This is a genomic window from Streptacidiphilus melanogenes, from assembly GCF_000787835.1.
Lineage (GTDB): Bacteria > Actinomycetota > Actinomycetes > Streptomycetales > Streptomycetaceae > Streptacidiphilus > Streptacidiphilus melanogenes.
Map to the genome: position 1 here is coordinate 25,588 of NZ_BBPP01000027.1, position 13,328 is coordinate 38,915.

At 72.1% G+C, this 13,328-nt stretch carries 9 protein-coding genes; 3 read left to right on the top strand and 6 right to left on the bottom strand.

The window, feature by feature from the left end; translation table 11 throughout:
• Positions 1-50 precede the first annotated feature (50 nt).
• Entirely contained in the window at positions 51-1,364 is a 1,314-nt protein-coding gene (locus TR49_RS25380) for a DUF445 domain-containing protein (RefSeq protein ID WP_152627449.1), read from the bottom strand.
• Between the two features lie 72 nt (positions 1,365-1,436).
• Between TR49_RS25380 and TR49_RS25385 the strand changes: the two genes are divergently transcribed.
• On the top strand, positions 1,437-2,606 hold the full coding sequence (locus TR49_RS25385) for an aminotransferase class V-fold PLP-dependent enzyme (RefSeq protein ID WP_084725404.1): 1,170 nt from the start codon (positions 1,437-1,439) through the stop codon (positions 2,604-2,606).
• A 188-nt stretch (positions 2,607-2,794) separates the two neighbouring features.
• Positions 2,795-4,942 carry an alpha-galactosidase gene (locus tag TR49_RS25390; RefSeq protein ID WP_042385696.1) on the top strand — a complete coding sequence of 716 codons (2,148 nt, stop codon included), beginning with the start codon at positions 2,795-2,797 and terminating at the stop codon, positions 4,940-4,942.
• 54 nt (positions 4,943-4,996) lie between these two features.
• Here the strand turns inward: TR49_RS25390 and TR49_RS25395 are convergent, their stop codons facing one another.
• From TR49_RS25395 to TR49_RS25415, 5 genes are all read right to left on the bottom strand, one after another.
• Entirely contained in the window at positions 4,997-6,592 is a 1,596-nt protein-coding gene (locus TR49_RS25395) for a beta-N-acetylhexosaminidase (RefSeq protein ID WP_084725412.1), read from the bottom strand.
• A gap of 43 nt (positions 6,593-6,635) precedes the next feature.
• On the bottom strand, positions 6,636-7,685 hold the full coding sequence (locus tag TR49_RS40335; protein WP_152627450.1) for an LppU/SCO3897 family protein: 1,050 nt from the start codon (positions 7,683-7,685) through the stop codon (positions 6,636-6,638).
• A gap of 142 nt (positions 7,686-7,827) precedes the next feature.
• Positions 7,828-8,817 carry an ABC transporter ATP-binding protein gene (locus TR49_RS25405; protein ID WP_042385697.1) on the bottom strand — a complete coding sequence of 330 codons (990 nt, stop codon included), beginning with the start codon at positions 8,815-8,817 and terminating at the stop codon, positions 7,828-7,830.
• 28 nt (positions 8,818-8,845) lie between these two features.
• Positions 8,846-9,697, bottom strand: a complete 852-nt coding sequence (locus TR49_RS25410; RefSeq protein ID WP_042385698.1) for an ABC transporter permease — start codon at positions 9,695-9,697, stop codon at positions 8,846-8,848.
• Positions 9,690-10,499 carry an ABC transporter permease gene (locus TR49_RS25415; protein WP_042385699.1) on the bottom strand — a complete coding sequence of 270 codons (810 nt, stop codon included), beginning with the start codon at positions 10,497-10,499 and terminating at the stop codon, positions 9,690-9,692. Before TR49_RS25415 ends, TR49_RS25410 begins: the two co-directional genes overlap by 8 nt.
• A gap of 393 nt (positions 10,500-10,892) precedes the next feature.
• Here TR49_RS25415 and TR49_RS44010 point away from each other — a divergent pair, with 393 nt between their 5' ends.
• Positions 10,893-13,238 carry a transglycosylase domain-containing protein gene (locus TR49_RS44010; protein ID WP_052434627.1) on the top strand — a complete coding sequence of 782 codons (2,346 nt, stop codon included), beginning with the start codon at positions 10,893-10,895 and terminating at the stop codon, positions 13,236-13,238.
• Positions 13,239-13,328: the final 90 nt, after the last annotated feature.

Below are 13,328 nucleotides of genomic sequence, written 5' to 3' on the forward strand. Positions count from 1 at the left end.
ACCGGAAGCTGTGGAAGGCCCTGCAGGCTGCCGGCCTGCGGTGAGCGGGATCAGAGCAGCACCGAGAAGGTGTGGATCAGCAGGCCGGCGATCGCGCCGACGACGGTGCCGTTGATGCGGATGAACTGCAGGTCGCGCCCGACGTTGGCCTCGATCTTGCGCGAGGCCTCCTGCGCGTCCCAGCCGGCGACGGTCTCGGAGATCAGCGAGGTGATCTCGCCGCGGTAGGTGTCGACGACGTACTCGGCCGCGTCCTCCAGCCAGCCGTCGACCTTCGCCTGCATGCGCGGGTCGTCTGCCAGGCGGGTGCCGAAGCTGCGCAGGCCGTCGCGGATGCGGACGCGCAGCTGGCTGTTCTCGTCCTCCGCGGCCGAAAGGACCATGCCGCGGACCGCGGACCATGCGGAGGCGATGAGGTCCTGGACCTCGGGGCGGGACAGCAGGTCGGCCTTGGCCCGCTCGATGCGGTCGATGGTCTCCTCGTCCTCCCGCAGCTCCCAGGCGAAGTCGGTGAGGAAGCTGTCGATCGCGCCGCGCGCGGCGTGGCCGGGATCGTCGCGGACCTCGGTGGCGAAGCGAAGCAGCTCCCGGTAGACGCGCACCCCGATCTGGTTGTCGATGAACTTCGGGGTCCAGCCGGGGGCCTCCTCGGAGATCGTCCGGACGACCTGCTCGCGGTGGACGACCAGCCAGTCGTGGAGGCGCACCGCGCACAGGTCGACCACACCGCGGTGGCCGCCTTCCTCGACGATGCGGGAGAGCATCCGGCCGAGCGGCTGCGCGACGGGCTGGGCGGCCGCGCGGCGGGTGATCGCCTCGCCGACCACGGCCTGGATGTCCTCGTCGCGCAGCACGGTCAGCGCGCCGCGCAGTGCGGCGGAGGCCTCACGGGTGACCTTCTCGGCGCTGCCGGGCGCGGAGAGCCACAGGCCGAGCCGTCGGCCGACGCCCAGCGCCTGCAGTCGGGCGCGGACGACCTCGACGGAGAGGAAGTTCTCGCCCACGAAGGTGCCGAGGCTCACGCCGAAGGCGTCCTTCTTGGTCGGGATGATCGCCGTGTGCGGGATGGGCAGGCCGAGCGGGCGCTTGAACAGCGCCGTCACCGCGAACCAGTCGGCGAGCGCACCGACCATGCCCGCCTCGGCGGCGGCCTGCACGTAGCCCGCCCAGGAGCCCGCGCCGGAGCGCAGCGCCCAGGTGGTCAGGACGTAGATCACCGTCGCCGCGACCAGGAAGCCGGTGGCGATCGCCTTCATACGCCGGACGCCACGCCGTTTCACCTCGTCGGAGGCGGTGTAGCGCACCGCGCTGGCCCCGGTCGGCATACGGTCTGCTTGCGCGTCGGACGCTTCTCTGGGCTTCATGGGGAGCGTATCCACGGAGCAAGTGTCACCCGCCTCTCAGAAAAACGGTCGAACCCGTCGGAGAGATCAACGATGGCGTCCCCCCTTTCCGTGCCCAGCTCCCTGCCCGCGCCCGGCCCCGCCGGCGGCCTCGCCGGTTACGCCGAGCACTTCGCCGAGACGGAGGGCTATCTCGACTTCGCGCGGTTCGGCCCGCCCTCGCGGGACGTGCTCGACACGACGCAGCGGCTGCTGGAGCAGAGCGCGCACGCGGACGCGGCCACCGTGGACGAGCTGATGGGGCAGGAGTTGCGGGCCCGTCAAGCGGCGGCCCGGCTGATCGGCGACGTGCCGGTGGAGGCGGTCGCGCTGCTGCCGAACGCCAGCACGGGGCTGTTCCACGCCGCGTTCGGCCTGCCGCACGGCACTGTGCTGGTCCCGGCGCGGGAGTTCCCCGCCAACGCCTATCCGTGGCTGCGCGCGGCGCGGCTGGGCCGGGTGCAGCCGGTCTCGCTGGAGCCGAACGGGTACGGCCGGGTGACCCCGGAGCTGGTCCGGCAGGCACTGGCGGCGGAGACCGTCGCCGTCGCGCTCTCGGCCGTCGACTACCGCACCGGCTACCGCGCCGACCTGGCCGGGATCCGCGAGGTGATCGGCCCGGACCGGCTGCTGGTCGTGGACGCGATCCAGGGGATGGGCGTCGCCGACCTGCCCTGGACCGCCGCCGACCTGCTGGTGACCGGTGGTCAGAAGTGGCTCCGCTCCGGCTGGTCCACGGGCTTCCTGTACGCCTCGCCGCGCGCGCTGGAACGGCTGGAGCCGACGCTGACGGGCTGGACCGGCGTGGTGGACGCGGGCGTGTTCGACAGCCAGGAGCACGCGCCCGCGTCCGACGCCGCCCGCTTCTCGGTCACCAACCTCAGCCCTGTGACGGCGGGGGCCTTCGCGGCCGGGCTGGAGCTGGTGCTGCACACGGGCGTGGCGCGGATCCAGGCGCATGTCGCCGAGCGCACGGCACAGCTGATCGACACCGTGCGCAGCGCGGGCGGCGTGGTGCTGTCCCCGGAGGCCGAGCAGGAGCACGCGGGCATCGTGGCGTTCACGATGCCGCGCACCGAGCCCGGCGTCGTGGCGGCGAGCCTGGCCGAGCAGGGCGTCACCGTGACCGTCCGCCCGGACCAGCTGCGGCTCTCCGCGCACGGCTCCACCACGCTGGCCGCCGTCGACCGGGTCCATCGCGCGCTCACCTCCCTTCCGGTCTGATCCCTCAGGTCCGATCTCCGGTCTGATGCCTCCGGCGTGATCCCTCCGGCCTGACCGCTCCCGTCTGCCGCTCCGGTCTGGTTCCTGCGGTCCGATTCCCTGCTTCCGGCCCCCTTTCGCGCTTCCTCACACGGTCCTACGCTCAGAACCGCACAGAGCCCAACAGGTTCCAACAGCGAGGACCTCTCATGCCTGCCGCCCTCTCCCACGACGCCACGACCGGCACCTGGCTGCTGACCACCCCCTCCACGAGCTACGCCCTGCGCGTCGACGGGCAGGGCGTCCCGCGCCACGTCCACTGGGGCGGCCCGCTCACCCTCGCCGACGTGGCGTCCCTGCCTCCGGCCGGCGCGGGACCGCGCAGCAGCTTCGACGGCCGGCCCGCCACCTCCGAGGAGCTGACCGTCGACGGCGCCGACCGCTACGGCCCGCCCGCCCTGAGGGTCCGCTTCGCCGACGGCACCCGCGCCCTCACCTGGCAGGCCGACGGCCACGAGCAGCCCGCCCCCGGCACCCTGCTGCTGCACTTCCGCGACCCGCACTACCCGCTGCGCACGACCCTCGGCTACCGCGTCCACCCGGACACCGACGTGATCGAGCGCTGGACCGAGCTCACGCACACCGGCATCGCATCCGACCCCGACGACACCCCCGGCGACGACATCCTCGCCCTGCGCGCCGACTCCGCGACGCTCTCCCTGCCTCCGCGCGAGGACTACCGTCTCGGCCACGCCGTCGGCCAGTGGGCCGCCGAGACCCAGCTGCGCCGCACCTCGCTCCCCTACGGGGAGACCGTCCTCACCAGCCGCACCGGCACCACCAGTCACCGGGCCCAGCCCTGGACGATCCTCGACGCCGGCGACGCGACCGAGGAGCACGGACAGGTCTGGAGCGCGGCACTCGCGTGGAGCGGCTCCTGGCAGATCACGCTACAACGCGCCCCTGACAACCAGCTCTCGCTCAACCTCGGCGCGGGCCACGACGCCGTCACCGTCACGCTCCGCCCGGGCGAGACGCACACCACGCCGCCCGTCCTGTTGCTCCACGTCGCCGAGGGCGGCTTCGGCGCGCTCAGCCGCGCCTGGCACCGGCACCTGCGTGCGCAGGTGCTGCCCCACCCGCAGGAGACGCGCCCGGTCCTCTACAACTCCTGGGAGGCAACCGGCTTCGGCGTCACCCTGGACAACCAGAGGCAGCTCGCGTCCCTGGCCGCAGGCCTCGGCGTCGAACTGTTCGTCATGGACGACGGCTGGTTCGGCGCGCGCCGTGACGACCACGCGGGCCTGGGCGACTGGACGCCGTACCCGGGCGCGTTCCCGGACGGCCTGCGGCCGCTCGCGGACGAGGTGCACCGGCTCGGGATGGCCTTCGGTCTCTGGGTCGAGCCGGAGATGGTCAACCCCGACAGCGACCTCTACCGCGCCCACCCCGACTGGGTGCTGCACTTCCCACACCGCCCCCGCACCGAGTTGCGCCACCAGCTCGTGCTGAACTTCGCCCGCCCGGACGTGGCGGCGTGGGCCTTCGACCGGCTGACCCGCCTGGTCGCCGACAACGACGTCGACTACCTCAAGTGGGACATGAACCGCCCGTTCTCCGAAGCGGGTTGGCCCGACGAGCCGAGCGGTCGCGGGGACCGCCTCTGGTTCGACCACGTCCGCGGCTACCACACGCTCGTGGACCGGCTCCGTGCCGCGCACCCACGGCTGCGCATCGAGGCGTGCAGCGGTGGCGGCGGCCGGGTCGACCCCGCCGTCCTGGCGCGCACCGACCAGGTCTGGATCTCCGACAACACCGACGCCGCCGACCGCCTCGTCATCCAGCACGGCTACGCCCAGCTGTACCCGGTCCGGACCATGGCTGCCTGGGTGACGGACGTGCCCAACCAGCAGACGGGGCGCTCGATCCCGCTGCGGTTCCGGTTCCACAGCGCGATGAGCGGCGTGCTGGGCATCGGCGGCGACCTGACGCGCTGGCGGCCACAGGAGCTGAAGGAGGCGGAGCAGCTCGTCGCCGAGTACAAGACGGTCCGGCACCTCGTCCAGCACGGCGAGCTGTTCCGGCTGCGCCCGCCCGGGGACCTGCAGAGCCTGACGGCCGTCCAGTACCTGGCCCCCGACGCCGCGGAGGCCGCGGTCTTCGCCTGGCTCCCCCAGCCCCGCTTCGGCCTGGCTCCCGCACCGCTGCGGCTGGCCGGACTCCCCCGCGACGCGCACTACCGCGACCTGCGCAGCGGACGCGTCCACAGCGGCGCGGCACTGCGGGAACGCGGCCTGGACCTGGATCTGCCGCACGAGGACTGGGCGAGCACGGTCGTGCACCTGGTCCGGATCTGATTCCCGCACCCCTTCCGGACCTGCGTGTCGGACGCGGGCGTCGGACGTGCGCGGCTAGGGCCAGGGGACTCCTGCGGCGCGGGTCCAGGTCCAGCCCTGGGACCGCCACAGCGGGGCCTGCGCCGCCAGGCGGAGCCGGAAGTCCGCCCAACTCCGCTCCGCCTGCGGCGTCCAGGCGACCTCCGCCAGGGCCGGGAGCCGTGGCAGGTCCATCAGCTGCAGGTCGGACGACGTGCTCAGGGTCTCCGTCCACAGCATGGCCTCGACCCCGGCGACCGAGCCCCGGGGCGCTCCGGGCAGGTAGGTGTCGGGGTTCCAGTCGTAGGCGTGCTCGACGCTGACGTAGCCGGCCCAGGCCAGGCCGAGGGGGGTCGACGGGTCGTACTTCTGGTCCAGGTACGCCCGGTCGGCCGGGGACATCAGCAGCTTGGAGCCGTGGCGTGCGGCGGCGGCGATGCCGGCGACGACCGCGGCGGTCGACTGCCGGGCGGGATGCCATATCTGGAGCAGGTCCGGTTGCTCCGCCGCGGCCTCGTCCCAGGCGACGACCTGCTTGCCGTGGGCGCGGCCGACGGCGATCGCCCGCTTCATGAACGCCTGGTAGTCCGCCGGGGCGAGGGTCTTCGCCTCGTCGCCGCCGAGGTGGATCAGCGGGCCCGGTGTGAGCTCGGCGACGGCCGCGACGACGTCGTCGACGAAGCGGTAGGTCGACTCCTTGCCGGTGCAGACCCGGCTGAAGCCGACGCCTGCGCTGGTGTACGGCGCGGGCGTCCGGTCGCCCGCGCAGGCGAGTTCGGGGTAGGAGACGATCGCGGCGTTGCTGTGGCCGGGGAGGTCGATCTCCGGGACCACGGTGATGTGCCGGTCCTCGGCGTAGCGGACGATGGCGCGGTAGTCCGCCGCCGAGTAGTAGCCGCCCTGGCCGCCGCCGACCTCGGTGCGGCCGCCGACGGCGGTCAGCTGCGGGCGGCTGCTGACGGCGATGCGCCAGCCCTGGTCGTCGGTGAGGTGCAGGTGCAGGTGGTTGAACTTGTACAGCGCCAGCAGGTCGACGTACTGCTCGACCTGGGCGACGGTGAAGAAGTGCCGGGCGACGTCCAGTCCGGCGCCACGGTAGGCGTAGCGGGGGCTGTCGTCGACGACGAGGGCCCGGACGGTGCCGTATCCGCCGCCTGCGGGCAGGAGTTGACGGAGCGTCTGGCCGCCGTGGAAGAGCCCGGCGCCGTCCCGTGCGGTGATCAGCACGCCGGACGGGCCGGAGGTGAGCCGGTAGCCCTCTGGCGGCGTGGCCGCCCGCGGGTCGAGCCGGAAGGTGATCCCGGCGCCGGAACCGCCTTCCGTCCGCAGCTTCAACTCCCCCGCCACGAGCGCCGCCGCGGCCTGCGCGTCCGGGCCGCCCTCGGCGTGGACCGGCGTGGCCGCGGTGACGCCGAAGCCCGCGCCCGACCCGAGCGTCAGCCGGGCCGGGCGCGGCACGACGGCGACCGTCCTCGCCGTCGCACCGGACGGGCGGCCGTCACTGCTCGGCGCGGCGGCGCCCTGCGAAGAACGGCCCGACGAACAGCCGGCGACCAGTGCCAGCACTGCCGCCACCGCCACCGTGGCTGCCGTGACCGTGCGGCCGGTGGGCCGCCGCCTGCTCCGATTCATGCGGACCATGCTGCACGTGGTCTGGACCAACCGCAATCCGCGGTCAGCCCGCGTACTGCTTGAGGCAGAGCACGAAGTCGTTGCCCTCCTCGGTGTGCGTGTACGTCGTCGGCGCGTCGGCCGGGCAGCCGCTGCTCGACGTGGTGCCGGCGAGCCGCTTGACGACCAGGTAGGAGCCGCTCGCGCAGTCGACGACGCGCAGGTCGGGGTTGGAGTCGCTGCCGTAGTTCTTGACGCACTGGCCCTCGACGGCGAAGTCGCCGGAACCGGTGCCCGGCGAGTCGGCGGGAGCGCTCGGCTGCGCGGTGTCGGTCGGCAGATCCGTCGGCAGATCCGTCGGCAGGTCCGTCGGGGAGTCGGTGACGACCGGGAGGCCACCGCCGGTGTCGTCCGTGCTGCCGCCGCCCGACGCGGCGGCGATGATCAGCACCAGGAGCACTAGGAACGCGACGACGGGCACCGCAAAACCGGCCGCCTGCGGGCGGTTCATCAACGGCTTGCCCGGATCCATCGGCGGACCCGGCCGGTACTCCGGCTCCGGGAGCGCCTTGATCTTGTTGTAGGAGACCAGGTTGATGAGCAGGGTGATCGGCGTGATGAACGCGGACCCCAGTCCCCACCAGCCCTGCACCAGGGTCTGGCCGGACATGTCGCGGATGGCCGCGGTGCCGCAGGTACGGCAGAACGGGCCCTTCAGCGACCGGAAGGTCATCAGCCAGATCATGCCGCGGTGCGCGCGCACGGTGACGTCCACCGCCGGGGAGGCGCCGCAGAACCGGCAGTTCACCCCGTTCGGCTGACCCCAGCCAGGCGCCGGCTGGCCCATCGGCGCCTGCTGCCCGTACGGCGGCGGGAAGCCGGGCTGCTGCGAGTAACCGGGCTGCTGGAAGCCCGGCTGCTGCGGAATGCCGGGCTGCGGTGGCGCCTGCGGGTAGCCGTACCCGGCCGGCTGCGGGACCGCGTCGTACGGGCCCTGCGGCTGCGCCGGGGGCTGCGGCGGCCCGTAGGGATTGGACTGGCCGTACGGGTCCGGCTGCCCGTACGGGTTCGGCGCGCCGTACGGATTACCGGGCGGCTGCGGCGGAGTGGCCACGGAGGAGTCCCCCATCGAACGGTCTGTTCTCGTGCCGATCTGACACACGGACAGCTGGGACCTTATCTGCTCCTTACGCCACTCCGCCGACCGCCCCCACCCGTCGAGACACCCCGACCGGTGGGCGGCGACCACCCGACGACTACCCGACCTGGGCGACCGCCGCGTCCACCTGCTCCGCCTCCCCGTACATCCGCGCGATCACGTCCTCGATCTCCGGCTCGCGCACCGAGAGGTCGCGCAGCTCGTACCGCCCGGCCAGCTCCGCGACCAGCGGCGCGGCGCTCGCCGAGGCGGGGAAGGCGAGCCACTGTCGGGTACCCTCGCAGCGCACCAGGCGGGTGCCGGGCAGCTCGATCGGCGGCAGCTCGCGCTCCAGCTCCACCACCAGCGTCCGTTCGCTGCGGCCCTGCCGGTGCAGGCCGTCGAGCCCGCCGTCGTAGACGACGCGGCCGTGGTCGATGACCATGACGCGTGAGCAGAGCTGCTCGATGTCGGTCAGGTCATGGGTGGTGAGCAGGACCGTCGTGCCCTGCTCCGCGTTGATCCGGGCGAGGAACTCCCGAACCCGGCGCTTGCTGACGACGTCGAGGCCGATGGTCGGCTCGTCGAGGTAGAGCACCTCGGGCTCGTGCAGCAGCGCGGCGGCGATGTCGCCGCGCATCCGCTGGCCCAGCGAGAGCTGGCGCACCGGCACGTCCAACAACGGACCCAGCTCCAGCAGTTCGACGCAGCGGTCGAGGTTGCCGGCGTAGGTCGCCTCAGGGATGCGGTAGATGCGGCGGGCCAGCTCGTAGGAGTCGCGCAGCGGCAGGTCCCACCACAGGGTGGTGCGCTGTCCGAAGACGACGCCCATGCGCTGCGCCAGCCGCACCCGGTCGCGCACCGGATCGGCCCCGGCCACCCGCAGCCGTCCGGTGCTGGGCAGCAGGATGCCGGTGAGCATCTTGACGGTGGTGGACTTGCCGGCCCCGTTGGGGCCGATGTAGCCGACCATCTCGCCGCGCCGGACGGTGAAGTCCAGCCCGGCGACGGCGTTCACCACCTCCCTGGTGCGCCTGAGCCGTCCGGCCCGGCGCCGCACCACGAAGCTCTTGGTGACGCCCTCGACCTCGATCAGCACCTCGTCCATGACGGAGACTCCCTTCTCTGACGGTTCATCAGCTGCCGGTGCTGCGGTAGGAGCGGACCCCGGTGCGCCACAGCAGCCCGGCCCCCGTGGCGCAGAGCAGGGCGGCGACCGGCGAGGCGAAGCGGAACCAGGACGGCAGCCCCAGCGGGTCGTCCCGGCCGAGCAGGTAGAGCGCGGGCAGCCAGTTCACAAAGGCCAGCGGCACACCGAAGACGGTGCCGCGGACGATGTCGCGGGCGTAGACGGTCGGCGGGTACTGCAGCATGGTCGCGCCGCCGTAGGTGAACGAGTTCTGCACCTCCGCGGCGTCGGCCATGAAGAAGTGGCAGGCCGATCCGCCGACGAAGACGGAGCCGAAGATCACCGTCCCGCACAGCACGAGCGAGGCGAAGACCAGGACCTTGAGCGGGGTCCAGGACAGGTCCAGCCGCAGCAGCGACCAGGTCAGCACCGCGCCCGACTGCAGCACCCGCCCGATCCGGCGCAGCGCGAACCGGTCCCCCGCGAGCTGCGCCAGCGCGGGCACCGGCCGGACCAGGACGGTGTCGACGGACCCCTCGCGCACCCGCACGCCGAGCTGGTCCATGCTGCCGACGAAGACGTCGGCCAGCCCGAGGGTCAGGCCGGAGGTCCCGTACAGGAAGGCGACCTGAGGCAGGCTCCAGCCGCCGAGGGCGCGGGTGTGCAGGAACATCACGACGATGACGACGAAGTCCATGCCGGAGGCGGCGAGGTTGCCGGCCATGGTCATCCAGAACGACGCCGGGTAGGCGAGCGCGGCGCGGATCCACATCCGCACGATGTGCCCGTAGCAGCGCACCGCGTGGACCACGTCCCAGCGGGCCGGTCGCGTCCGGGCGCCGAAGCGTGCCTCAGCCACCTTGGACCACCACCTTCAGCACGGCGCGGGACTGGACCAGCCGACCGAGCCCGAGCAGCACGACCGCCCAGCCGAGCTGGACGCCGAGCGCGCCGAGCGTGCCCACCGCGTCGTAGTGCTGCAGGAAGACGTCGGCGGGCACCTGGAAGACCGCGATGAAGGGCAGCGCCCGGGCCACCGTCTCCAGCACGGGCGGAAAGACGGTGACGGGGAGGAAGAAGCCGCCGAAGAAACAGGAGGTCAGGTAGTAGACGAGCTGGATGCCGCGCAGGTCGAGCAGCCAGAAGCCGGTCAGCGCGACGAGGTAGCGCAGCGCGTAGCTGACCACGAGCGCCAGGACGAGGGCCACGGCGGTCGCGGCCCAGCTCGCGGCGGCCTCCAGAGCCGGCCCCTGCGGCAGGCGCAGATGGAACGCCAGTCCGCCGACGAGCATCGGCACCAGGGCGTTGGTCAGCAGCTGGTATCCGGCCCGGCCGGCGTCGACGGCGAGCCACCAGCGCTGCTGGTCGACCGGGCGGAACAGGTCGACCGCGACGTCGCCGTTGGCGATCCGCGTCTGAAGGTCGGCGAGGGCTCCGAGGTCCCCGACCGCGAGGAGGGAGAGCAGCCCCTGCCCGATCCAGACATAGGTGATCGCCGCGGAGAGGTCGTAGCCGCCGAGGTGCGGGCGGACGTGCCACAGGGCGATGTAGGTGTAGGTGAGGATGAAGCCGAAGACGGTGTTGGTGAACACCCGCGCCCAGGTGGCGGCGCGGTAGGTGGAGTAGCGCCGGAAGCTGCGGACACAGACTGCGGCGTACATCACACTCCTTTCTGTACGAACGCTCTACGGTCGGGGTGTCGACTTGTCGACAGGTATGGCGACAAGCCCGCGCGGTCGCACGGGAACGCCGAAATGGCCCCGTTCGTCAACACCCGGGGGGTGTTACGAAGGGGCTGCGCCGTCGTTCTTCGGTTGTGGTGTTGTGTGACGCGGAGCACGGCAGGCCGAAAAGCCGACTGTGACGCCGCTCTCACAGACTAGCGAAGACGGGCGGCGAAGTGTCACAGCACCGCCACAAACGTCCTGCAAGAGGGGTACGCCATTCGCCCACCACCGGACAATCCGGCAGAGTGGACAAGAATGCCCTGATTGGGGGCGTTTAACGATCAAGTAGACGAGTCAGCGGACGAGAGCCACCGGAGCACCACGGACATGGGCAGCAACAACAAGGGCATGGACGATCCGGACAGCCTCGCCAACCCCATGACCGGCGGCACTCTCGAGGCCGAGGACCGGGCCGAAGGAGGCGGAATGGGCGCCAGTGGGCGCGATCGACGCCGCGCCAGGACGGCGGCGCGGAAGGCGAGGCGCAGGGCGCTCCCCTGGTACCGCCGGATCATCCCCACCTGGCGGATGGCGCTCGGCGGGCTGCTGACCGCGGTGCTGCTCGGCGTCGGCGCGTTCGTCGGCATCTACCTCTACGTGGAGCCGCCGAACGCCAACGCCGCGGCCGTGGCCCAGGCCAACGTCTACTACTACTCCGACGGCAAGACGGTGATCGGCCAGACCGGCACGAAGAACCGGATGATCGTCCCGCTCGCCCAGATCTCCCCGCAGATGCAGCAGGCCGCCGTCTCCGCCGAGGACCGCACCTTCTACTCGAACCAGGGCGTCAGCCTCACCGGCATGGCCCGCGCCGCCTGGGACACCGCACGCGGCCAGGGCGTGCAGGGCGGTTCGACCATCACGCAGCAGTACGTGAAGAACTACTACCTGAACCAGGACCAGACGGTCAGCCGGAAGATCAAGGAGTTCTTCATCTCGCTCAAGGTCGACCGCACGGAGACCAAGAGCGACATCCTGGCCGGCTACCTGAACACCTCCTACTTCGGCCGCGGCGCCTACGGCGTGCAGGCCGCCGCGCAGGCCTACTTCGGCGTCAACGCCTCCCAGCTGAACGCCGACCAGAGCGCCTACCTGGCCGCCCTGCTGCAGGCGCCCAGCGCCTACGACGTCGCAACCGCCAGCGCGGCCGGAAAGCAGGCGGCGACGGACCGCTGGAACTACGTCCTGGACGGCATGGCCAAGCTCGGCTACCTGACCCCGCAGCAGCGCGCCGCGGCCAAGTTCCCCGCGGTCAAGCCGACCACCGGGATCAAGGGCCTGTCGGGCCAGGCCGGTTACCTGGTCGACATCGCCGACAACTACCTGTTCAGCAACAACGTCATGACGCGGGACGAGCTGGCGCGGGGCGGCTGGAAGATCGTCACCACCTTCGACAAGGGCGACCAGAACGCGCTGGCCTCCTCGGTGAAGCACGAGCTCAACAGCCTGAAGACCAACTCGGCCAAGGCCAAGTACATCCGCGCGGGCGCCGCCTCCGTCGAGCCGTCCAGCGGCAAGGTGGTCGCGGCCTACGGCGGCCCCGACTACGTGACCCAGCCGTTCAACGACGCGCTGCGCACCGACATCTCCGAGGGCTCCACCTTCAAGGCCTTCGACCTCGCGGCGGCCCTGCAGAACAAGTCGACGACGCAGGACGGACGCCAGATCACCCCGTACACGACGTACGACGGCACCAGCGGCCGTCAGGTCGTCGGTCTGCCTCCGAACGTGGCGTCCTTCAACCCCGACAACGAGGACCACGTCAACTACGGTCAGATCAGCGTCAGCACGGCGATGGCGAAGTCGGTCAACTCCGTCTTCGCCCAGCTGGGCGCCGACGTCGGACTGGACAAGGTGCGCGCGGCCGCGATCGCCGCCGGGCTGCCGTCGGACACGCCCGGCATGAGCGCGAGCAACCCCTCGGTCACCCTGGGCACGTCCTCGCCGAACGCGATCCAACTGGCGGGCGCCTACGCGACCTTCGCCAACCACGGCAAGCAGATCGCTCCCTGGTCGGTGCAGTCGGTCAGCCACGAGGGCCAGTCGAAGACGATGCCCCAGCACACCGCGACGCAGGCCTTCGACCGCAGCGTGGCGGACACCGTCACCCAGGTGCTCCAGGGCGTCATCGACAACGGAACCGGCTACGCCGCGCAGGCGCTCGGCCGGGACGCCGCGGGCAAGACCGGCACCACGGACAGCAACCTGTCCGCGTGGTTCGCCGGCTACACGCCGCAGCTGTCCACGACGGTCGGGCTCTTCGCCCAGCAGGGCGACGTCAGGCGGATCTCCCTCGGTGACGCGGCCGGGATCAGCCGCGTCAACGGCGGCTCGTTCCCGACGCAGATCTGGACGAACTACATGGAGCAGGCGCTCTCCGGCCTCCCCTACGCGAGCTTCGACCTGCAGACGGGCAGCTACTACGTCCCGCCGGTCACCACGCCGTCGGTCACCCCGAGCCCGTCGGCCACGACGCCGGCCAGCCCGACGCCGACGCCCCCGACTCCGAGCCGGACGCCGGTCAACCCGTATCCGACCGTGACGCCGTCGAACCCGCCCTACACCCCGCCGGTCCCCAACCCGACGCCGTCGACCCCGACCGCGCCGCCGACGTCCCAGGGGAACGGCCAGGGCAACATCCTGTTCCCGCGGCACGCGGTCAACACGCCGTAGCCCGCAGGGGCCCGGACGCGCAGGAGGGCGCGGAGCCATCGGCTCCGCGCCCTCCGTGTCGGACCGTCCGCCCGCCTGACGGGTCAGAAG

Coding starts and splice junctions, on each gene's coding strand:
- TR49_RS25405 (WP_042385697.1), bottom strand. CDS start 8,817: ATGGACGAGGTGCTGATCGAGGTCGAGGGCGTCACCAAGAGCTTCGTG.
- TR49_RS25415 (WP_042385699.1), bottom strand. CDS start 10,499: ATGTACGCCGCAGTCTGTGTCCGCAGCTTCCGGCGCTACTCCACCTAC.
- TR49_RS44010 (WP_052434627.1), top strand. CDS start 10,893: ATGGGCAGCAACAACAAGGGCATGGACGATCCGGACAGCCTCGCCAAC.
- TR49_RS25395 (WP_084725412.1), bottom strand. CDS start 6,592: ATGAATCGGAGCAGGCGGCGGCCCACCGGCCGCACGGTCACGGCAGCC.
- TR49_RS25380 (WP_152627449.1), bottom strand. CDS start 1,364: ATGAAGCCCAGAGAAGCGTCCGACGCGCAAGCAGACCGTATGCCGACC.
- TR49_RS25385 (WP_084725404.1), top strand. CDS start 1,437: ATGGCGTCCCCCCTTTCCGTGCCCAGCTCCCTGCCCGCGCCCGGCCCC.
- TR49_RS25390 (WP_042385696.1), top strand. CDS start 2,795: ATGCCTGCCGCCCTCTCCCACGACGCCACGACCGGCACCTGGCTGCTG.